Genomic DNA, 19,064 nt, shown 5'->3' with positions numbered 1-19,064 from the left:
AAAACAAAAAAGGGTGTAGCAGAACACCCTAAAATACTCACACGTGCCTTAGCTTACACAACTGTGTACTCTTAAATATTTCTTCTTGACTCAGTTCAGAGCTTATCATGTTTAAAAGCATTTTAAATTCAAGACAGAATAGATAAAAGTCTCTCTCAACAGGTTCATCAATTATTTGATCAATATGCTTTTCGGTAAATTCATATGCTCTAACTAGACTTATCCTGTTGTTTATCTTTTTGGAGGTCAACCTTTTATTACCGTCAATGCAAATATAATCCTCTTCGATACTGTGCATTTTCAATATGTAAGGTATTGTAGGATCATCTTTTTTCTCAGGTATGTACACAGTTCCAGGATCAATGAAAACTTCATCTATTGGAACTGTTATTACTCCAACTTTATTGTTTTTAACTAACAGATCAGCTCTATCAATATTAAAATTAAAGTAAAAGTCACCCTCTAAAGTAACGAGTTTATAAGTATAGTACTGATTATTGTTAGTGTCATCAAGCTGACGTTTCCAGTTATATTGACGATGGTTATTGACTCCTGATTCTTCACTGCGAGTGAAAGTATCGAGCCAGAATTTTTGCCAATCTTTAAAAAAGTAAAAGTGCCCGAAATTTTCAATCAATTGTTTGCTATTAATTAATTTTCTGTAGTCAAAGTGAAAATGATCAATACTATAATCTTCATTATATATAAATGGCATTAGGAAGTTCCTTTCAAGTTTTTCTAAATTATAGCACAAATTTAATAGTAAAGGAGAGATGGATATATGATTGTATACACTGTCTTCGGACTTTATCCAATCCTTAGGAGAGAAGTGAATAATCATTTTAAAAGGTTAGGATTCAAAGACTTAAAGGAAAAAAGGTGGTTCTTGAACAAAGTTCTTGGATACTCACCATTCTTTAGTGAAATGGCAATCAATGAATTAAAAAAGTAATAGAAGAGCTTAAGAAATATAAGACGATTTCAGATATTAAATGATAAATAACATATATAAAAGTGGGTGATTTAGAATTATGACTGAACAAGAAAGAGTTATTAAAGATGTACTTGATTTTGCAGAAAGAAATGAAGAAGAGCGAATGTTTGATAATGTTAAATTCTATATCAATAAAATCAAACGTCAACGTGACAACTTAAAAGTCGAATTAAAAAAATATAAGTCCGATGAGAAGATTGTGGAACTTAATAATGAAATTGAGGATTTAAAAGCTAACAGCCTATTTATTTTTAGTGAGGATGAGAAGAAAGAGGAAATTAAATTCAAAAAAGAGCATCAGGAATGCGATTCAAGCATTTACTACTTTTTCAAAGGAACAGAAATAGGGGTTGCTGTCAGTATGAAATGTAGTCAATGCGGTCTTATTAAGGATATTACAGACTATTATAGGTGGTGATTTAGTGATCGTTACAGCTTGGGTTTTGTTAATTGCATTTGGATTTGTTGTGCTAGGTGAATGGGATTCAAAAGATGATATGAAGTTTGTTATTTGGGTTGGAGTAGCTAAGTTTATTTCAATGATTATTGTAGCGGTCGCTGCTGGAGTAATTTGGGGAGGATTGTTCCAATGATACTCATTGCGATAATTTATTATACATTAACCACTCTAATTAAGTTTTACTTAGTTAGATGGGCAAGAAAAAATGGATGGGGGCATGATAAAACAAGCTGGGCAGTCATTTTTGTGCCTTTAATCGGTCTTGGATATTTAGTTATTATGTGTGGCATTGTTATACAATTTAAGAATTCTAAATAAAATCGGTCTTTTAACCAGAAATAAGTATTCATATTTACTACATAAATCAAACACTTTTTACATTGAAAGGAGAAATTACATATGACTATTAGAATTCCGTTTGAACAGAATGCATTAAAACAAGCGTACCTATCTCAAGTTGGCGGTAGAATTTCTTTTCAAAAGGGCAAAACTCCAGTATTTTCGTTTAATAGTGAAGAAGATTATAAGAGATATAGACAACTCATTCTTGGAGGAGGTGATGAATCATAACAGTAGGATCATTAACAATTGATGTAGGAAGTATGTTTGCTGAGAAATCAACAGCGTTGCAGCGTCACGGGAAACGATTCATGTTAGCTGGAAAGAAAGTGGTGTTTCTCAAACCGTCCATAGATAACAGATACTCAGAAGACTTCATTGTGACACATGATGGTAAGAAAGTTGAGGCTATTAATGTAAAAATAACAAATGAAAACAAGGTTGGTATACCTCTAGATTTGTTTGAAGCTGATGTTGTTTGCATTGATGAAGTTCAATTTTTCCCAGATCAAATGATCACTCACATTGAGAAACTAATCGAACAAGGGAAGATAGTGTTTGTTGCAGGATTAGACATGGACAGGTATGGTAAGCCATTTGGAATTGTACCGTACTTAATGGCCAAAGCAGATCATGTGACTAAACATCATGCAGTTTGTGTTTTTTGTGGCGATGACGCATGGGTTTCACTTGAAGTTTCTAATGATTCAAATACTCAAGTTAAAGTTGGGAACGATTATAAGCCAGCATGTAGACAATGCGCTTATGAAAGGGGAGTTAAATAATAGAAGAAAATAATTTGATTAAACTCCACAACAAAATGAAAAAACAAATGGATTCAATTGAAGAAGCGATACATAACAAAGATTTTTCAAAAGTAAATCGACTAGGCATGAGCCTAAGCAACAATAACGAAGAATTAATGCAAGAAGCAAGAGACTTGTCCAACAATGAAAAAGGGAGATACGTAAATACATATGCTTAACTTACATAACTTAAAAGGCGCTTATCAATTAAAAAATCAAGGAGGTGATTTTGCTTATTTTTATAATGAGAAGTCAAACAATCTAATTGTTATCAATAACATTGATGATGAAGAAATTAGAGATGTTGTAGACAGTACTTCTCAGGCAGCTTACATGTACTTAACAAATAAACTTAACATTGAAACGAATTTAACTGTCATTTGGTATAAAACAGAGTTTGATTCAAGTGATTTCATTCTAGTTGAAGATGTAGATGGTAAAGAGTTGTACCATTTAGACTTGATTGATTTGGAAAATGCTGTTTTAGGAGACTACAAGTTTGATAAGAAGTTTGTGAAGCTTATCAATGGGGAAGATATCGAATTGAAATTTTAAACCCCTGTCCAAAGACAAGGGCGCACATCAGGAAGCTTTAAAGTTTTTAATTAGAGTGTGTACTTCTTCAATTAAATCTGGGTTTTGATTGTTATCTACGAAAAAGTATTCAACTTCATTTGTTTTAGCGTTTGCTTTGAATACGAGTTCAGCATTTTTAGTCTCTGATTCATTGTAAACAACATAATGTTTTTCAAATAAATGATTCTCTGACATGTCTACATGAAATCTAACTGTAAATCCTTTTGACTTTAAATAGTCAGTTAACTCGTTGTGTTGGTTGATGAGTTCGGTCAATTGGAACACTCTCCTAGATATTGATAATCATAGAATACCCCATTTAACTATTAAACACAAAGAAAGGATTGGTTCATTGAGCACAAACTTAGGCAAAGTTTTTGAAGCAAATATCCAACAATCAGCAAAAGACCAGGGCTTGTTCCTTTATCGAATAAAGGACGTGAATCCTATGGCCTTGAAGCAAAACTTTGGAGTATCTAAAAATAAATACGACTGTATTTTGTTCGCTAAAGGGCATTTGTTTCCACTGGAATTAAAATCAACGAAAAAAGGGTATGTTTCGTTCTCAGAAAGTATCATTAAAGCACAGCAGATAAAACATTTAGAGGCAGCTTCTAAATATGAAGGAGTGTTACCTGGTTTTCTGTTTAACTTTAGAGAGCATGAGAATAGAACTTTCTTTGTACACATTAAAGACTTTCTTACATATAAGAATATAGCTCAAAATCAATTAACACATACATACATAAGCAAGGTTAATAAAGCCAGCATACCTATTGGCATCTGTGAAGAGATCGGAACAGAGGTAAGGTGGATGAAGAAAAAAGTGAATTATACATACTACATAAATAAGATGTGCGAGAATTTAATTTCAAGGAGGTGATGCATATTAATGACAGGGATAAGTCTCTGTCTTTATTTTTGTTATAATACTTACAACGAATAATAAAAATGCGTGGTGATTAAATATGAACATTGATGAAAATTCAAAGGTGGCAGTCTATTCAAGAAAATCAAGAGAAGACCCAGACACAGAAGATACTTTACTGAAACATAGGGATCAACTAAAAGCACTCTTAAATAGATACAGCTTTACAGATGTAGAGTGGTTCGAAGAAGTCGTTTCTTCGGATTCAATCGATAATAGACCTATTTTTTCTAGATTGTTGCCAAGAATCAGATCAGGTGAATTTGATGTGGTATGTGTAATAGCGAATGATAGACTTTCAAGGGGATCACAGATAGATTCAGGACGGATCATGGAAGCCTTTAAAGAAAGCAACACCTTGCTAATAACTCCACAAAAAATATACAACATGTCCAATGAGAGTGATGAAATGCTCTCAGAATTCGAATTGGTTATTGCTAGAAATGAATATAGAGCTATTAAGAGAAGGCTGTTAAATGGTCGAAAAGGTGCTGTAAAAGAGGGAAGACCGCATTCTGGATCTGTTCCATACGGGTTTAAATGGGACAAGAATGACAAGACGGCAAAGGTTGATGAGGAAAAAATAAAAATTTATCGTATGATGATTGATTGGTTTCTTAATGAAGAAATGTCTTCAGTAGCAATTGCAGATAGACTTAATCAATTAGAAATCCCGCCCCCTTCTAGTAGAGGGAAAATGTGGTATGGAGAAGTGGTAACCTATCTTTTGATAAATGATTTTCATAGAGGATATGTCTGGTATGGAAAAGATGAACAGAACAAAGGTATTCATCAGCCAACCAAAACAGAGGAAGAGCATATAAAAATTGTAGAACGACTATCAAAACTAAGGACATATCCAGAGGCAGGAAGACGTTTGAACATGAACACTAACAGACTTTCAGGAATAGTTAGATGTCCTTATTGTTTGAAAGTTCAAAGCATAGATCAGCCAAAAGGAAGACAAAAACATGTCAGAAAGTGTCTCAGAAGATCTACAGCTCGTGAACCAATGTGTGATACGACAAAAGGAATAAATGAAGACATTTTATACGGTGCGATACTACAAGAAATGAAGCAGTATAGTTCTGAATTATTCAAAAGGAATAAGAATACTGAAACTGAAGAACAAGCTACTTTTTCGGTGCAATTAATTGAATTAAAAGAAAAGGCGATTAAAAAACTGAGAGGAAGAATCGATCGATTAAAAGAACTCTATTTAGATGGCGATTTAGACAAAAATGAGTACAAAGAAAAGCTAGAGAAAGCTCAAGAAAACTTAATAAAATCCGAAAAAGAGCTCAGTGGATTATATTCATCAGTTGAATATCAAAAAGAAAAGGCATTAGAAAAAAGAACTTACCTATGGCAAAAAGAAGATGTTCAGGCATTGCTAGAATCAGATCAGGGAATGTCAGAGACAGAGATCAATATAATTCTCAAAAAACTTATTAGCCATGTGTCATATAAAGTTAAAGATGAAGATGGAAAACAGCCTGAGTTGAGTGTAAAAGTTTATTATAATTAAAGTGTATTCATTGTTGTACTCAAACGATATCTGTCGTCACCATTATTGGTATTACCCTTATTCCAGTAGCGATGAACAATATGGCAGGAGGAGAAGGAAGTGCAGATTATGGTTCTTTTGAAAATCTAGGCCTCGCTTTCCTTGTGCTGTTTATCATTGTGCTGCTCTATCGATTCACAAAAGGTTTTATGAAGGCGATCGCTATTTTAATCGGTATTCTCCTTGGGACAGCAGTCGCTGCATTTATGGGGAAAGTGGAAACAGCTGAGGTGGCGAACGCTCAAGTTTTCCGCATGATTGAACCATTTTATTTCGGCATGCCTACCTTTGAATTTGCACCCATCATGACGATGACGTTAGTAGCCATTGTGTCATTAGTCGAATCAACAGGTGTTTATTTCGCATTAGGTGATTTAACAAACCGGTCATTAAAAGAGAAGGATTTAGCGAAAGGCTATCGCGCAGAGGGGATTGCTGTTTTATTAGGTGGTATTTTCAATGCCTTTCCTTACACAGCCTACTCGCAAAACGTTGGGTTGATCCAGTTGACAGGAGTCAAGAAAAATCAAGTCATCGTGGTGACAGGAGCATTGCTCATGTTATTTGGACTTTTTCCTAAAATTGCTGCATTTACGACGATTATTCCAAAGTCAGTTCTTGGCGGCGCAATGGTCGCCATGTTTGGGATGGTCATTGCCTACGGTATTAAAATGCTCTCGCGCGTAGATTTTGCCAAACAGGAAAACCTACTAATTGTTGCGTGCTCAGTTGGGATCGGCTTAGGTGTCACCGTCGTGCCGCAAATGTTTGAGCATCTGCCAGAATCGATGAAATTATTAACAAGTAACGGAATCGTGGCCGGCAGCTTTACCGCTATTTTGCTTCATATTATTTATCACATGATTCCATTTAAAAAAGAAACAGGGCAGGATCTGATAGAAGAACCTAAGCAATCTGTTATGTAAACACCTCTCATTAAGAGGTGTTTCAGCGTGTAGACAAACCCTCGCATTCGGTGTCAGTCCTGTGCGCCGATGCTCACGAATGTTAAATTCGATCCGCTTCGGTGCTCGTCCTTCCTAGACTTCAAAGGTTTTCTATCACGCTGAAAAGAAGACAAAGGGCTAAAATAAAGATCATTTTAGCCCTTTGTCAACAATCTGAAACACCTCTCATTAAGAGGTGTTTTTTTTGCATAAAAAAAGCAGGTTCGCTTGGCTTGGAACGAACCTGTGAAGGAGGAAAACTACATCATGTTTTCAACTATATTATCCAATATTTATCAATTGTCGTCAAGACAAAAAGTTAGACGGAGGAAAATGTTTTGACTGAATTGTGACGATTTGGCATGTATATCCTTTTTTCGATAGGGGATATTAACCAAAAAAAGAGGTGAAGCCGATGGCGTACATTCTTTCAGTTGGAACGAGTCTCCCAAAGCATCACGTGGATCAGAAAACAGCTGCTGAATTTGCTAGGTCTCAATTTAAACGATCGTTTAAAGATATTGATCGGCTGCTGAGAGCTTTTCAAAATGGAGAAATTCAGAGCAGGCAATTTGTACAGCCCATTGAATGGTATCAGACGCACCACTCTTTTGAAGAGAAAAACAATATCTATTTGGAGAAGGCACTGGCTCATGCAAAAGAAGCGATCTTACATTGTCTTCAAGAGAAGGCGTTTCTGAAAAAGTCGATCCCGGTTGAAGAGATCGATGCACTGTTTTTTATTTCAAGTACCGGCTTATCGACCCCAAGTCTTGATGCAAAGCTGATGAACGTACTTCCTTTTTCTCCTTATACGAAACGAGTACCGATCTGGGGGCTAGGGTGCGGGGGTGGTGCGTCAGGGCTGTCTCGGGCTTATGAATACATAAGGGCATATCCAGAAGCAAAGGTGCTCGTCGTTGCCTGTGAGCTGTGCAGTTTAACCTTTCAGCCGCAAGATCAATCAAAAAGCAATTTAATCGGCACCTCCTTATTTGGAGACGGGACGGCTGCGGCTCTTTTAGCTGGAGAAACGGCTGCACTAGAATATGCCCATTTAAAAACAGTCCCTAAAGTACTAAGTACACAATCCGTCACGATGAAGGATTCTGAGGATGTGATGGGCTGGGAATTTACAAGTGACGGCTTTCGGGTTATTTTCTCCCGTGACATTCCGTCTATGATTTCAGGCTGGTTAAAAGAGCAGGTGGATCGATTTTTAGAGGAACTTGGATGTTCAACTAAAGACTTATCCGTTTTTCTTGCCCATCCTGGAGGAAAAAAAGTGATTGATGCCTATGTTGAAAGTCTATCTTTACGAGAGGATCAGCTATTTTCTTCAAAAGAAGTACTCAAACAACACGGAAATATGTCCTCTGTCACAGTTTTGTATGTCATCAAGTATTTCCTTGAACATCAATCAGCTGAAGCGGGGGATATTGGCCTTTGCGGGGCGCTTGGTCCGGGCTTTTCCTCAGAGCTGCTGCTTATGAAATGGGAGGATGTCTTGTCATGATCATTTGGCTGGTCATCGGTGTCTTCGTTTGTCAGCGGCTCATTGAAATGATTGTGGCCAAAAGAAATGAAAGAAAAGTAAAAGCGATAGGTGCCATTGAATTTGGTGCTAGTCATTATCCCTATATGGTCGCTATGCATACGGCCTTTTTTTTCTCACTCATAGTTGAGATAGGGCTTTTACATAAGGGGTCGTCCCGGTATTTTCTTGTGCTGCTCCTTTTCCTGATGGCTACACAGGTCATTCGATACTGGGCATTATGCTCCCTTGGGACGTACTGGAATACAAAGATTTTAGTCGTGCCAAACGCAATGATTGTAAAAAAAGGGCCGTATCGTTGGTTGAAACACCCTAACTATGTAGTCGTGGCGATTGAGCTTTTGCTGATCCCGCTATTGTTTGAGGCGTATGTCACTGCTATTTTGTTTACGTGTTTAAATGCATGGATGATGGCTGTAAGAATTCAAACAGAGGAGAAAGCGTTAAATCAGTATTTGCTAAATTAATATTGAAAATCATTATCAATTGTGCTACACTTTCATTAATGATAAACATTCTCAATCATGAAGGATGGACGGTGATCACATGACGATGATTTTCTTACTCGGTACGGTGTGTGTATACAGCCTATTAATTGGCTTCGTATTAAAAGGTGTCTCCAAAAAATCTGCTTCCTGATCTCAGTCAATTGCGACTGATCGGGCAGCAGATTTTTTTATTTCCTCAGATCAGAAGAAAAATCTCTTTATTTTGTGTAAAATGGTATCACATACATAACTGACTTTTCTAAAAACAAAGGGGTTTATCGTCATGAAAGACTTGTCTATTCGAGATTCGCTCGTTCAAACTACAGGAGCTTTATATCAAAGCTTTCTCAAAAGGGATGATCATGAGCGCGCAGCCAAACTTGCATCGATTATCAAAAAGGAAGCAGAAGAAGAAGTGTATATCGCTTTTACCGGCCACTATTCTGCTGGAAAGTCATCACTTGTGAATCATCTGCTTCATGATCACATTTTGCCAACGAGCCCAATCCCAACAAGTGCAAACTTGGTCGTCGTGAGGAAAGGGGAAAGTGAAGTGCAGCTTCACACCTCTGATGACCGTTTTGTAAAAATGAGCGGTTCTTATGATAAAGAAGCAGTACAGCGTTTTTGTAAGGATGGAGAACAGATTGAGATGGTGGAAATTAGCGGTGACTATAGAGGACTGGAAGAAAAGGTGGCACTGATTGATACGCCAGGAATTGATTCAACGGATCATGCCCACTTTTTGTCTGCTGCCTCTATTCTTCATCAAGCAGATGCTCTTTTTTATGTCGTTCACTACAACCATGTTCATTCTGAAGAAAACATTCGTTTCATTCGTTCCATTAAAGAAAAAGTGCCAAATCTTTATTTCATCGTGAATCAAGTGGACCGGCATGATGAGCATGAGACAGCATTTGAAGACTACAAAAATCAAGTGATTGACATGCTCCTTAAAGAGGGCATTGAAGAAGATCATCTATACTTTACATCTGTAACCGATGAGACGCATCCAAGAAATGAAATGATTCGTTTAATCAAAAAACTGCAAGAATTACAGACGTTGCCGAAAGCATCACTTCGGGCTTATACGGAGCAAAAAATTGAGCATGTTTTAAAAGAACACATTGACTCGTTAAAAGAAGAGCTGCAAGGTGAAGAGCTTGAGTCGCAGCTTCAAGAAAAAAGAAAAGAAGTAAAGGAATTTGAAGCGAAAAACCACTTCATTGAAAATGGAGCAAAACAATTAGAAGATGAAGTATCTTCTGAAGTCGAGAGCATCTTAAAAAATGCCAACCTAACTCCATTTAAAATGAGGGAACTCGCAAGCGACTATATTGAATCAAAAGCACCTGGCTTTAAAGTGGGACTGCTTTTTGCTAAAAATAAAACTGAGCAAGAAAAAGAAAAACGGGCAACCGACTTCTTAACAGATGTCAAAGCGAGGATGAAAGCTGAAGTGGACTGGCATATTGCTGAGCTGCTTAAAAAAGAAGTCAAGAAGCATCAGCTTGGTGAAGAGTTATTAAATCAAGTGATGGCATTTGAAACACCTGTGCAAGAAGCACTCCTTGAAAGTGTGATTCATCATGGTGCGACGTTCTCCAATGAATACGTACTACAATATGCAAAAGATGCTGGCGAAGCCTTGAGAAGACAGGCAAAACAGAAAGCGATGACACTGATTGAACAAATGTCTGAGTCGCTGAAAGCCCAGCTTATGAAAGATAAAGCAAAACATCAAGAAAAATGGGACCAGTCTGCAAAAGAACTCCAAACGCTCGAGCAGTGCATCGAAAAAAATGAACAAATGAAACGAGATATTCAGCATGTATGGGATATATGGCAAAACGGAACGGATGAACAGATCGAAGAAGATTGGTTTTATGCGAAAAAGAGGCGAATGCAGCATGATCAGCTAAAGCAGGATCACGCGCACATTCATCCCGAAGGGAGTGGGCAAGAAAAACCGCAGCAGCAGACAGAGCAACATCAAATGCGTCAGTCACAGCATGTCACGACGGCACAGTCAATTGACCAGTTTGAACAGCTTTCTCAGATTTTATTGCCATTAGACGCTCTCAAATCTCAAAGAAAGTCCTTTGAAAAACGAACAAAGCGGCTGCAAGCGAAAGAATTCACACTCGCTTTATTTGGGGCTTTTAGTTCGGGGAAATCTTCCTTTGCAAATGCCCTTGTTGGGAGAAAGGTACTGCCATCCTCTCCCACGCCAACAACGGCAACGATTAATAAGCTGACGCGACCGACGGAAGATCACCCGCATGAAAGTGTAAAAGTGGTGTTCAAAACAGAACAGGATATATTAGAGGAGCTCAATCAGATCCTCGGATTTTCGATCTCAGAAGAAAAGGGAGAGACGTTTACATCCAAACTCGAACGAACGCTGAAAAAAAGACAGCTTGAACAAGATCACCGCATCATTGTTGAACATTTTTTACAAGCGCATACACGTTTCCTTCATCACATTACGAAGCAAACGCCGCTTCATGTCACTCTTCAAGAACTGAGGCCATATGTGGCGGAAGAAGCTGTTTCTTGTGTGGTGAAGGAAGTGACGGTGTATTTGAGTACACCTTTAACAGATAAAGGGCTGACTATTGTTGATACGCCAGGCGCCAGCAGTATGAATAAGCGCCATACAGAGATTGCCTTTCAATATATGAAGGACGCAGATGCTCTTCTTTATTTAACTTACTACCAGCACTCTTTCTCGAAGGCAGATCGGTCATTTTTACGTAAGCTTGGGCTTGTAAAAGATTCATTTAGCATGGATAAAATGTTCTTTATTATCAATGCAGCTGATCTCGCAAAGGATCAAGCAGAGCTTGACACCGTCTTTGACTATGTGAAAAATGAGCTCACAAAAGAAGGCATCCGAAACCCAAACCTTCATCATGTGTCCAGTAAGGAAGAAATCGAAGGAAAGGGAGAGACAGCTTATAATCAATATGCAAAGCTTAGAAAACAGCTCGACTATTTTATTGAGGAAGAATTAACGAAAGATGCGATCGAGTTTTTGTATTTTGAAGCCGGCAGGTTATGTAGCACAGTCGACAAGCTGCATGCGACACTGCATCAGTCAGAAGATGAGAAGCAAGCGGAAAAGAAAAAGATAGACACATCATATGAAGCGATTCTTGATCAAATGAGTCATATCAAACAATCTAAGCTAGTGACAGAAAGTGTGAAAAAGGACTTACATGAACAGCTCTATCATATTGTGCAGCGCCTATCACTATTTGCGAATGATCTGTTAAAGACAGCCTTTTACCCTGGAATATCTCAAGGAGACTTCAGGCAGCAGTTGAAAAAAGCGCTTGAACAGGCACTGAAGGATTATGAATTTGAATTTGTACAGGAGTTAAAGGCGCTTGATATCCGAATGGAATCGTTTATTCATCAATATTTCCAAGAGGAGTGGGAGAAAGGATTGCAGGTGGCAAGTGCAGAAGACCCTTACTTTTCTCTCACACTGTCGCCGCCAGAAGAGAAAAATGCTGAGCTGAAACAAATTGAAGTCGAATCTGAACTGACACCATTCGAACCGCTCTTAAAGAAGCAAAAATCAGCGAAAGTTTTCTTTGAACAGAATGGAAAGGTTGCGTTCATTGAAGCGATTCGAGATATTCTTCATCAGTTAACCACGAAATGGGCAGATAAAGAAAAAGAAGAATTACTGAGCAGGTACGACACAATGGTGAAGACCTTTACTGAAAGATATGAAACAGAAGCGCTCGAGCAGCTAAGTGAACAAAAACAAACATTTATCACGAGCCTAACGACAGATGCCAAAGAACAGGCGGTAATTGAACAAGTATATGAACAAACAAACGAATGGAAGAACCAGTTGAAAACCATTTGATTCATGGTAGACTAAATAAAAAAGAAAGCAGTTGATAGAAAATGACGAGCGTACACGAAGAGATTTCCGCTCACTCACAAAAGCAGCATGCTCATATTCAGTCCTTTCTTGAGCTTGAACAGAAAAGAGAACAAGCAATAGAGACTGCTGTATTCAAATGTGAGCAAAACGAGCCATTTACAACAGACGACATCAATGCCATTACGTCGAAGATGAATGAGCTTGCACGAGGCGGTATTGTTCCGATGCGTAAGCATGTGACGAATGATATGGTCAGGGAGTATGTCAAGCGGAAACAGAAGTAAAGAGTAACTTTCTCTTTTTTGGTCATCTTAATGAATGTACCGAGAAAGGGGAATGATCATGAAAAAAAAGCAACAGACAAAGCAGCAGGATGAGCGTGACCCTAAACAAAAAGACATGCCGTCCTATGCAGAAGCAGAGTCGAAAAAAATGCAATACGGTCAAAAGTAAACAGGGTGCCTCTTCTTTTCTAAAAGAAGAAGGCGCCTTTTTTATGTCGAGTTTTGTGTTCTGTGATAGAATAGGAGTATTGTTTTGAAAAAGGGAGTTTATAAGAATGAATAAACACGTACTGCTTGTAGATGGAATGGCGCTTTTGTTCAGATCGTTTTATGCAACGGCTGTACATCGCAATTTTATGATAAATGATCACGGTGTGCCGACAAATGGAGTCAATGGCTATTTAAAGCACTTATTAACGGCTGTACAGACATTTGAGCCAACTCATATTGTTTGCTGCTGGGATATGGGAAGCCAAACATACCGAAACGAATTGTTTCAAGATTATAAAGCAAATCGAGGAGAGGCGCCTGTCGAGCTCATTCCGCAATTCGATTTAGCAAAAGAAGCTACAGAAGAACTGGGAATTGTAAACATTGGTTTAAAGGGCTTTGAAGCAGATGATTGTATCGGTACTCTTGCTGCGCTCTACCAAAAAGAAGCACGGGTGACTGTCCTAACTGGAGACAAAGATTTGCTGCAAATTTTGAATGAACAAGTCACTGTTGCCTTGATGCAAAAAGGAATTGGCAATTATAAGCATTATACAAAAGCCTTATTCGAAGAGGAAATGGGAATCTCTCCAAAGGCGCTGATCGATATGAAAGCACTCATGGGTGATGCAAGTGATAATTATCCAGGTGTCAAAGGAATCGGAGAAAAAACCGCATTAAAATTTATCCAAACATATGAAACGATTGACGGTTTGTTAGAAAATGTCCATGAACTAACGGCTGCACAGCAAAAGAAAATGCAAGCAGGATTAGAAGATCTGAAGCTTTCTCGTCTATTGGCAGAGATCAAATGTGATGTCCCGCTCAGCTGTCCAATTGATGAAACGAAAATGAACATCAATCAAAAACGTGCTGCTGCTATGCTGAGGTACCATCAAATCAAAGGAATCGAACCGATGATGAATCGTTTAAGTAAAATAGAGATCAGCTAAAGCCGATCTCTCAGGTTCATCTTTTTGTATTGCTTTTCTTCGCTCTATTTTCCAGCTGAGATAGTGGCTGTTTATCTTTTGTTTGCGCATCACCTTGTGGGGTTGTCCCATTTGTGACACGACCTTTATTTTCTTTATCCAATCAGTATCACCTCACACACATTAGCATAACCGAAAAAAAGCGATTCATCCTTTAGAAAGGTGAATCGCTTTTCTAGCGAGCTGATCCGCTATTTGATTTTCCTTACTCGGAATCCATTTAATGAAAAATAAATCAAACTGGCTTTGAAGTTCGATCATCTCTTTGATAAAATGCTGAAAGGCTGGATTTTTAGCAAATCCTGCATTGGCTGCGCGGTCAACTACTTGTGAATCTGTTCGAAATGAAACGGTACGCAATCCTTTTTCCGCGCATATTTTCATCCCCTCGATCAGAGCGGAAAATTCTGCTTCGTGATTGCTCATTGATTTAAGAGGAATGGAGAAGGATTCAGCCTTTCCATCATATTTAATGAAAATGCCGATGCCAGAGGGACCTGGATTACCTGCACTTGCACCATCAATGTATATTTCAGCTGGCACATTATTTCACCCTTTCATCAAGCGGAACCATTTTTTTCGCTGCATACGCGTAAGGTGTCGCAATCGCAGCTACGATAAATTTAATGACATATGTCGTGATGAAGATTTCAATCCATACATGAAATGGATACGTGCCAAGAAAGGCAATGGTCGTGAAAATCAGTGTATCAAGAAGCTGGCTAATCATCGTACTTCCCGCGTTGCGCACCCAGAGCGCACCATCGGAAGGAAATATCCGGCGAATAAACGAATATACATAAACATCTAACATTTGACTGATGATATAAGCAGCAAGACTGCCAAGTGCGACCCTTGGCATAAAGCCAAATATGGTTTCCAGCGATGATTGTGAGATATCAGATGGAGCGGGATGGAAAAGCAAAGCCTCCTGCATGACAACAGTTAGTGTTAAAAGGGTGGCAAAGCCAATCCAGACAGCTTTTCTCGCTTCATTTTGTCCATATTTTTCATTTAATACGTCCGTTGCAAAGAACACACTGCCGTACAAAATATTTCCAAGTGTTGCCGTTAAGCCAAATAATTCAACGGTTTTGACAACTTGTAAATTTGCGGCAGCCGTCGCAAAGCCAATCCAGACAAAAAGGCCCATCTTGCCAAATCCTTTATAAAATAGAAGAACAATGATAAAATTAATGATCGCAAATAAGATCCAAATACCTTCATTAAACAAGTGACATGAACTTCCTTTCTCATTGTAAAATGTAACTTTTTGATTATAGCATAACGTATGTTTACCTTAAAAGCACGGGAAGGCGATGTGATCAATGAAATTAAGAGCACACTACACAATGAAAGTGAAATCAATTGGGTCCATTGCTTTTTACCAAGAAGATTGGTTGGAGCTAAAAGAGGCCTTGAGGTTAGCAAAATATATCGACAAAAAAGAACCACAGTCACTCCTGTCATTTGAAGATGAAAAAGGGGCCATGTGGTCCATAAAAGAGCTTGAAAAGCTAAATGAAGAACTAAAGCTTGAACCTGATCAGCTTCAAGTCTATTTTGATGCAAGTTTTCATAAAGAAACAGGCGACTCTGGTCTTGGAGTTGTCGTCTACTATAAGCTGGGAAAAGACGCTTATCGATTGAGAAAAAATCAGCCTTTCCAAGGGAGCACCAATAATGAAGCAGAGTATGCGGCTTTATTTGAGGCAGTAAAAGCTTTAAAAGACCTAGGGGCAAGCAGAAATTCTGTCACGATTAGAGGAGATTCACTTGTTGTCATGAATCAGTTAAAAGGAGAATGGCCTTGTTATGATGATGTACATAACAAATGGCTTGACCGAATTGAAGCGGCTTTAAAAGAGCTGAAGCTGACGCCAACCTATGAAGTCATCGATCGGAAACAAAATACAGAAGCGGATCAGCTTGCAAGACAGATTCTTGCAGACGTCCCAATCGAAAGTACATTGAAATTAGAAGCAGACGGAGCTGAATAATGTGGATAAAAAAACAGCAGTACAAGAATTGACCGATCTTCAAGACACGTATTGTTCAGATTGTTTGATTAAGAAGCATTTTCGGAAAGAATTTGGCAAAAAATATGCCCATTCCTTTTGTATACAGCAATGCACCGTTGGAGAGAAAATAAAAGAATATGGACAGACGCTGCTCAAAAAGTAAGCGGACGCACCGGTTTTCCCTGCTCAAACATCCGTTCATGAAAAAAAACGGATAGAATGTGTAAAAAAAGAACATATTCTGAAAAATGAGCCGATATAACTATAGAAAGTTTTGGTTGAGTTACTTTTTGACTAAGTGACGGATATTAGAGGAAAAGGGGAAGGCCGGTATGAATAATAAGGAGTTCGAAACGGTATTACATCGAACATTTCAAGAGGTGTACAGCGATCTAGAGCAACTAGTAGATGTAGCAAAGAAGGGAAGACCTTTTCTCGAAAAAGATATCTCTGAAATTGAACAACGACTGAAGCAAAATATTTTAGCGATTGAAATTCAGCTGAAAATCAAATAAGAGAGGCATAGGCCTCTCTTTATTTTGTCTTTACATCATTGATTTAGTTGATTAGATTTTTGTTACGTTTGCAGCTTGAGGTCCACGATTACCTTCAACGATTTCAAAAGAAACTTCTTGTCCTTCTTCTAAAGACTTGTAGCCGTCACCTTCGATAGCTGTGAAGTGAACGAATACATCGTCTCCGCCTTCAACTTCAATGAAGCCGAAACCTTTTTCATTATTGAACCATTTTACTTTACCGTTTTGCATATTGCTTTTTCCTCCTAGTACTGTAGCATACCTTTTGGCATACTAAAAAAAATTTTCATCACCTAACGACTTTGCAGTTGTTAAATGATGGTTCCACTATACACCATCAAAAGTAAAGCGTCAAGCGTGAGAGCCAAATTTTGAGCAGAATGTTTGATTTTTTTTGGCGAATAATAATAAAAGATAAACCGTCCCCATTTTCTGAAACTTTATGCACACCTTGTCCGTATATAAAAAAAATACAGGAAGAGGTGCTATCATGAATCGTTATACACTTGAAGAATTTGTTCAGAATACGCAGCAGGAAGATAAAGGAGAAGGGGTCTTCGAACTTGAAACATCAAGACTTTTAGAAATTAATTTGACTGATACCATTTGGGCAAAAACAGGTTCCATGGTTTCGTACCGAGGCAAAATCAAGTTTGAACGCGAGGGCGTTTTTGAACATGGCGTCTCAAAGATGTTCAAAAAAATGCTGTCAGGAGAAGGCACTTCACTCATGAAGGCAACAGGTGATGGGAAATTATATGTGGCAGATCAAGGCAAAAAAATCTCAATTCTTCGTTTGGCTCAAGGGGATTCCATTTTTGTGAATGGGAATGATCTGCTCGCATTTGAACCGTCAGTGCGCTGGGATATCAAATTGATGAAAAAAGTGTCGGGCATGCTTGCAGGCGGTTTATTTAATGTCAAATTAGAAGGACCAGGCCTTGTTGCGATTACGAGTCATTATGAGCCGCTCACATTGATTGTTCAGCCGGGTGACTCTGTCTATACAGATCCGAACGCGACAGTTGCATGGTCAGGGGATTTAAAAACTGAATTTGTGACAGATGTTTCATTCAAAACCTTTATTGGCAGAGGAAGCGGAGAGTCTATTCAAATGAAATTTAGCGGAAGCGGTTTTGTTGTCGTGCAGCCGTTTGAAGAAGTGTACACAACAAATGGAAATCAAGGATAAAGAAAAAGGTGTCCGTCAATGACGGACACCTTTTTATGATAATGCACGAGCATACGTTTTGTTATTCGTGATGAGATCTGATTGCTCAACGATATCTTCCAAAATGGTTTGAGAAGAATGCTTTAAGTGCAGTTTTTTAATGTTTTGTTTCATGACTTCTAACTTTTCTTCATCTTGCAGCAAGTTGGTCACAGATTCTAAAATGTCTTCATGTCTGTTGATGACGATGGCCGCACCATAATCTTCAAAGAAATGAGCATTTTCCTTTTCTTGTCCAGGGACAGGCTTGTAAAGAATGACCGGGACACCGATTGCTGTTGCTTCTGTTAAAGTAATACCGCCTGGTTTTGTGATCATACAATCTGTTACTCTGAACAATTCATCAATTTGTTCCACATATCCAAGCGCCTTCAATTGATCTGGATGTGCTTGTTCAAGATCGCTCAGTGATTGTTTCAGCGCTGCGTTCTTTCCGCATACAACAACAATTTGTACTTCACTGTCGAGAAGCAGCGCTTCACATAATTCCTTGACATTTTTCAGTACACCATGAGCACCAGCCATAATCAGAAGAACTTTTTTGTTTGATGATAATCCATATTTTTTATAAATCTTCGATTTTGGCACGTCTGCTTCAAATTGTGGTCTAATAGGAATGCCTGTCACTTTGACATCGCTTGGATGTGTGCCGATTTCCACTAATTTTTGTTTCACATAATCGGTTGCAACATAGTAACGGTCGATGTTTTCATGTACCCAAATCTTATGAAGACAGAAATCTGTCATGACATTAAATGTCGGGATGACTTTGCCTGTTTTGTTCCGGTATTCTGGAACAACAATCATCGGGAATGTAATAATAATGATATCCGGATTGTGTAATTGAATGAGTTCATCAAGACGCTTATTTCCCATTTTTAAATAAATGTTAAATTTGCGTTTATTGTAAATTTTATCTACACCGTAATAAAACAAGCGATAAAATTGTTTCCCAATGGAAAAGCTCTTCAAGTATAAATATTGAGTCACTTCTGACACAATGGGATTTGATTCTTGATACAAATTAGAAACTACAACATGTTCAAACCCTTGGGATTTGCATTCATCATACAGTGTTTTAGCCACCTGCATATGTCCATTTCCATAATTTGCGGTCAAGATTAATATTTTTTTATTGGTATTCAAGAATATTCACCTCAAATGTAATCAACAACAACAAAACTTCGTACGAAAACTATTAATCTCATAGGTCTACATATACATAA

26 protein-coding genes and 1 pseudogene are annotated in these 19,064 nt (G+C 38.1%); 20 read left to right on the top strand and 7 right to left on the bottom strand.

Features of this window, described 5'->3' with window-relative positions; all coding sequences use genetic code 11:
• Window positions 1-37: 37 nt before the first annotated feature.
• A complete protein-coding gene (locus MHH26_RS07785) occupies window positions 38-715 on the bottom strand; it encodes a hypothetical protein (protein WP_340972935.1) in 678 nt (225 codons plus the stop codon).
• Window positions 716-1,031: 316 nt separating this feature from the next.
• Between MHH26_RS07785 and MHH26_RS07780 the strand changes: the two genes are divergently transcribed.
• The 7 genes from MHH26_RS07780 to MHH26_RS07750 all read left to right on the top strand — a co-directional run bounded on the left by MHH26_RS07780 (window position 1,032) and on the right by MHH26_RS07750 (window position 3,154).
• Window positions 1,032-1,412: a hypothetical protein gene (locus MHH26_RS07780; protein ID WP_340972934.1), complete on the top strand. Its 381-nt coding sequence runs from the start codon at window positions 1,032-1,034 to the stop codon at window positions 1,410-1,412.
• 4 nt (window positions 1,413-1,416) lie between these two features.
• Window positions 1,417-1,587 carry a hypothetical protein gene (locus MHH26_RS07775; RefSeq protein ID WP_340972932.1) on the top strand — a complete coding sequence of 57 codons (171 nt, stop codon included), beginning with the start codon at window positions 1,417-1,419 and terminating at the stop codon, window positions 1,585-1,587.
• A complete protein-coding gene (locus MHH26_RS07770; RefSeq protein ID WP_340972930.1) occupies window positions 1,584-1,772 on the top strand; it encodes a hypothetical protein in 189 nt (62 codons plus the stop codon). The genes MHH26_RS07775 and MHH26_RS07770 overlap by 4 nt, the downstream gene beginning before the upstream one ends.
• 81 nt (window positions 1,773-1,853) lie before the next feature.
• The gene (locus tag MHH26_RS07765; protein ID WP_340972928.1) at window positions 1,854-2,024 is read left to right on the top strand and encodes a hypothetical protein; all 171 of its coding nucleotides are present in this window, start codon (window positions 1,854-1,856) and stop codon (window positions 2,022-2,024) included.
• Window positions 2,018-2,578, top strand: coding sequence for a thymidine kinase (locus MHH26_RS07760; protein ID WP_340973803.1), 561 nt, complete (start codon window positions 2,018-2,020; stop codon window positions 2,576-2,578). Before MHH26_RS07765 ends, MHH26_RS07760 begins: the two co-directional genes overlap by 7 nt.
• 14 nt (window positions 2,579-2,592) lie before the next feature.
• Window positions 2,593-2,778 (top strand): hypothetical protein, encoded by a 186-nt coding sequence (locus tag MHH26_RS07755; RefSeq protein WP_340972926.1) that lies wholly within the window; start codon window positions 2,593-2,595, stop codon window positions 2,776-2,778.
• Window positions 2,771-3,154 carry a hypothetical protein gene (locus tag MHH26_RS07750; protein ID WP_099682612.1) on the top strand — a complete coding sequence of 128 codons (384 nt, stop codon included), beginning with the start codon at window positions 2,771-2,773 and terminating at the stop codon, window positions 3,152-3,154. Before MHH26_RS07755 ends, MHH26_RS07750 begins: the two co-directional genes overlap by 8 nt.
• 27 nt (window positions 3,155-3,181) lie before the next feature.
• On the opposite strand, the gene MHH26_RS07745 is transcribed toward MHH26_RS07750, so the two are convergent.
• Window positions 3,182-3,451, bottom strand: a complete 270-nt coding sequence (locus MHH26_RS07745; RefSeq protein WP_340972924.1) for a hypothetical protein — start codon at window positions 3,449-3,451, stop codon at window positions 3,182-3,184.
• A gap of 76 nt (window positions 3,452-3,527) precedes the next feature.
• Here MHH26_RS07745 and MHH26_RS07740 point away from each other — a divergent pair, with 76 nt between their 5' ends.
• The 9 genes and pseudogenes from MHH26_RS07740 (at window position 3,528) to MHH26_RS07700 (ending at window position 14,011) form a co-directional block, all read left to right on the top strand.
• The gene (locus tag MHH26_RS07740; RefSeq protein WP_340972921.1) at window positions 3,528-4,058 is read left to right on the top strand and encodes a Holliday junction resolvase RecU; all 531 of its coding nucleotides are present in this window, start codon (window positions 3,528-3,530) and stop codon (window positions 4,056-4,058) included.
• Between the two features lie 85 nt (window positions 4,059-4,143).
• Window positions 4,144-5,631, top strand: coding sequence for a recombinase family protein (locus tag MHH26_RS07735; protein ID WP_340972920.1), 1,488 nt, complete (start codon window positions 4,144-4,146; stop codon window positions 5,629-5,631).
• A 23-nt stretch (window positions 5,632-5,654) separates the two neighbouring features.
• A pseudogene (locus tag MHH26_RS07730) lies at window positions 5,655-6,596 on the top strand (nucleobase:cation symporter-2 family protein); the annotation flags it as partial.
• A gap of 436 nt (window positions 6,597-7,032) precedes the next feature.
• On the top strand, window positions 7,033-8,133 hold the full coding sequence (locus MHH26_RS07725; RefSeq protein WP_340972918.1) for a type III polyketide synthase: 1,101 nt from the start codon (window positions 7,033-7,035) through the stop codon (window positions 8,131-8,133).
• Window positions 8,130-8,639, top strand: a complete 510-nt coding sequence (locus tag MHH26_RS07720; protein WP_340972917.1) for an isoprenylcysteine carboxyl methyltransferase family protein — start codon at window positions 8,130-8,132, stop codon at window positions 8,637-8,639. Before MHH26_RS07725 ends, MHH26_RS07720 begins: the two co-directional genes overlap by 4 nt.
• Window positions 8,640-8,703: 64 nt before the next feature.
• The gene (gene fbpC / locus MHH26_RS07715) at window positions 8,704-8,811 is read left to right on the top strand and encodes a Fur-regulated basic protein FbpC (RefSeq protein ID WP_306172627.1); all 108 of its coding nucleotides are present in this window, start codon (window positions 8,704-8,706) and stop codon (window positions 8,809-8,811) included.
• A gap of 132 nt (window positions 8,812-8,943) precedes the next feature.
• A complete protein-coding gene (locus MHH26_RS07710; RefSeq protein WP_340972915.1) occupies window positions 8,944-12,543 on the top strand; it encodes a dynamin family protein in 3,600 nt (1,199 codons plus the stop codon).
• 41 nt (window positions 12,544-12,584) lie between these two features.
• The gene (locus MHH26_RS07705) at window positions 12,585-12,848 is read left to right on the top strand and encodes a YpbS family protein (protein ID WP_340972914.1); all 264 of its coding nucleotides are present in this window, start codon (window positions 12,585-12,587) and stop codon (window positions 12,846-12,848) included.
• Between the two features lie 275 nt (window positions 12,849-13,123).
• Window positions 13,124-14,011, top strand: coding sequence for a 5'-3' exonuclease (locus tag MHH26_RS07700; RefSeq protein WP_106031070.1), 888 nt, complete (start codon window positions 13,124-13,126; stop codon window positions 14,009-14,011).
• A 16-nt stretch (window positions 14,012-14,027) separates the two neighbouring features.
• On the opposite strand, the gene MHH26_RS07695 is transcribed toward MHH26_RS07700, so the two are convergent.
• From MHH26_RS07695 to MHH26_RS07685, 3 genes are read right to left on the bottom strand one after another with little or no spacing between them, the layout of a single operon-like run.
• The gene (locus MHH26_RS07695; protein WP_003215584.1) at window positions 14,028-14,153 is read right to left on the bottom strand and encodes a hypothetical protein; all 126 of its coding nucleotides are present in this window, start codon (window positions 14,151-14,153) and stop codon (window positions 14,028-14,030) included.
• Window positions 14,154-14,197: 44 nt separating this feature from the next.
• Complete coding sequence (locus MHH26_RS07690) at window positions 14,198-14,593, bottom strand: reverse transcriptase-like protein (protein WP_106031071.1); 396 nt, start codon at window positions 14,591-14,593, stop codon at window positions 14,198-14,200.
• Between the two features lies 1 nt (window position 14,594).
• A complete protein-coding gene (locus MHH26_RS07685; RefSeq protein WP_095285309.1) occupies window positions 14,595-15,284 on the bottom strand; it encodes a queuosine precursor transporter in 690 nt (229 codons plus the stop codon).
• Window positions 15,285-15,378: 94 nt separating this feature from the next.
• Here MHH26_RS07685 and MHH26_RS07680 point away from each other — a divergent pair, with 94 nt between their 5' ends.
• From MHH26_RS07680 to MHH26_RS07670, 3 genes are all read left to right on the top strand, one after another.
• Window positions 15,379-16,050: a ribonuclease H family protein gene (locus tag MHH26_RS07680; protein WP_340972910.1), complete on the top strand. Its 672-nt coding sequence runs from the start codon at window positions 15,379-15,381 to the stop codon at window positions 16,048-16,050.
• A 1-nt stretch (window position 16,051) separates the two neighbouring features.
• The gene (locus tag MHH26_RS07675; RefSeq protein WP_003215998.1) at window positions 16,052-16,234 is read left to right on the top strand and encodes a zinc-finger domain-containing protein; all 183 of its coding nucleotides are present in this window, start codon (window positions 16,052-16,054) and stop codon (window positions 16,232-16,234) included.
• Window positions 16,235-16,403: 169 nt separating this feature from the next.
• Window positions 16,404-16,586 carry a hypothetical protein gene (locus MHH26_RS07670; RefSeq protein ID WP_003215507.1) on the top strand — a complete coding sequence of 61 codons (183 nt, stop codon included), beginning with the start codon at window positions 16,404-16,406 and terminating at the stop codon, window positions 16,584-16,586.
• Between the two features lie 51 nt (window positions 16,587-16,637).
• Here MHH26_RS07670 and cspD read toward each other — a convergent pair whose 3' ends face one another.
• Entirely contained in the window at window positions 16,638-16,838 is a 201-nt protein-coding gene (cspD, locus tag MHH26_RS07665; protein ID WP_003215784.1) for a cold-shock protein CspD, read from the bottom strand.
• 259 nt (window positions 16,839-17,097) lie between these two features.
• Here cspD and MHH26_RS07660 point away from each other — a divergent pair, with 259 nt between their 5' ends.
• Complete coding sequence (locus MHH26_RS07660; protein WP_034660996.1) at window positions 17,098-17,799, top strand: AIM24 family protein; 702 nt, start codon at window positions 17,098-17,100, stop codon at window positions 17,797-17,799.
• A 33-nt stretch (window positions 17,800-17,832) separates the two neighbouring features.
• Here MHH26_RS07660 and MHH26_RS07655 read toward each other — a convergent pair whose 3' ends face one another.
• Window positions 17,833-18,984: a diglucosyl diacylglycerol synthase gene (locus tag MHH26_RS07655; RefSeq protein WP_095285307.1), complete on the bottom strand. Its 1,152-nt coding sequence runs from the start codon at window positions 18,982-18,984 to the stop codon at window positions 17,833-17,835.
• Between the last annotated feature and the right edge of the window lie 80 nt (window positions 18,985-19,064).

The sequence above is a fragment of the Bacillus sp. FSL K6-2839 genome (assembly GCF_038003365.1).
Classification (GTDB): domain Bacteria; phylum Bacillota; class Bacilli; order Bacillales; family Bacillaceae; genus Bacillus.
This window is presented reverse-complemented; position numbering and strand designations above follow the sequence as displayed.